At 73.0% G+C, this 1,661-nt stretch carries 2 protein-coding genes and 1 pseudogene; 1 reads left to right on the forward strand and 2 read right to left on the reverse strand.

Features of this window, described 5'->3' with window-relative positions; genetic code table 11:
- On the forward strand, positions 1 to 641 hold a 641-nt coding region (locus G5C62_RS26905; protein ID WP_164703398.1), incomplete at its 5' end, for a GyrI-like domain-containing protein.
- Positions 642 to 913: 272 nt separating this feature from the next.
- Here the strand turns inward: G5C62_RS26905 and G5C62_RS26910 are convergent.
- Together G5C62_RS26910 and G5C62_RS26915 are read right to left on the reverse strand one after the other, a co-directional pair.
- Positions 914 to 1,258, reverse strand: a complete 345-nt coding sequence (locus tag G5C62_RS26910; protein WP_206330900.1) for a hypothetical protein — start codon at positions 1,256 to 1,258, stop codon at positions 914 to 916.
- Positions 1,255 to 1,661: pseudogene (locus tag G5C62_RS26915) on the reverse strand (hypothetical protein); the annotation flags it as partial. The gene G5C62_RS26910 and the pseudogene G5C62_RS26915, both read right to left, overlap by 4 nt.

Here is a 1,661-nt window from a genome sequence, read left to right on the forward strand (position 1 = left end):
CGTACTTCGTGCACTGGGACGACGCCGCGCACGCCGCGGTGAGCGGCATCCGCCTCGCCGCGGGCTTCTCGCCGCCCCACCCCGAGGTCGCCGCCCTCGTGCGCCGCCTCTACGTGCGCAGCCCGGCCGTCCACCACGTCTCCATCAGCGGCTCCGGCGCCCCGGGGACCGACGCGTTCTACCGCAAGAAGGCCGCCGTCGCCGAGATCGCCCGGGTCCTGGACGAGGGCGGCTCCGACCCGGTCGTGGAGATCCAGTACTGGTACCCGGCGGAGTCGACGCCCGTCGAGATCGCCGACTTCTACAGCGTCAACCCCATCCCCTCACTCCGGTACCGGGTGCTGGCCCTCGTCCCTGCCACCACGACGGCGGACGACCTCGCCGCCGCACGTGCCCGCTCTGCGAGCTCTTCCGAGACGGACGAGGTGGAGCTCGTCGCGCTGCCCGAGCAGGACGTCGTGCAGGTGATGCACCACGGGCCCTTCGCCGACGAGTTCGGGACGCTCGCCCGACTCGGCGAGTTCGCCCGAGGTCTCGGTCTGCACCGCAACGGGCCCCACCACGAGCTCCACCTGGACGGCTTCACCCGGGAGACTCCCCAGCGCGCCCTCCGCACGATCCTCCGCGACCCCGTGGCCTAGGTGCACGGCGGGCGGGCGCCGGGGCCGACCGTCCCAGCGCCCGCCCCGTCCGGAACCGGTCCGCCCGGTCGACCTGACGTGCGGCCCTGGCCTGCCCCCTCGGCCGCCGAGCACCACCGCCACGTTGCCTCGGTCCCGGACCGAGGCCCGTGAGCGCGCCCGCCGGCGACCAGCAGGTCAGTCGCCGTGGCTCTCCGCGGACCGGCGATCGGCTCGGATGCGCGGGACCGACGGGCGAGGGCGCAGGCAGCGGATCAGGACTGAGTCGTGGGTCAGCCGGCCGAGGGCGCGAGGCCCTGCTCGATCCGGTCCATCGTGTCGGCGAAGGCAGCGGAGATGTCGATGCCGAGGCGCTCGGCGATGACGATCACCCACCACAGCGACTCGGACAGCTTGTGCGCCAGCTGCGCGTCGACGTCGCCGGCGATCTCCCAGGTCCCGTCACGGGCCAGGACCAGTCGACCGACGGTGCCGACGTCGTTGCTGAAGCCCAGCATGAGCTCCTGGAGCGTCCACACCTGGCCGTTCAGTCGACGCTCGATGGCCTCGTACAGGGCTCGGACCTCCATCGCCCGCCGGCGGGCTGACTCCAGGTCGACCTGTTCTGGGTGGTTCACGGGAGCTCCTGTGTCTGTGACGTGCGGGGGGCAGCGGGCTGTCGGAGACCTGGCGCGCTCTCGCGCTCAGTCGCCTCGATCGTGCCGAGGAGGGCGAGGGCGTCCTCGCTGGGACTGCCCGGCGCGGCGCTGGCCACGGTCAACTGCAGTCCCGGGGACTCGCGTACGTCGAACGTCTGGTACGACAACTCGAGCTCGCCCACGGCGGGGTGCTGGATGTGCATGTGCACGGTCGTGAGTCCGGCGACCTCGTGGTCGTCCCACATGGCGGCGAACGCCGGGCTGCGCACGTAGAGGCGGCGCACGAGGGCGGCGACCTCGGGGTGGGGCGGCGAGAAGCCCGCGGCGAGGCGGATGCCGCTCACCGCGGCGTGCGCGGCGTCGTCCCAGTGCACGAAGTACG

This window comes from Modestobacter sp. KNN46-3, assembly GCF_011039295.1.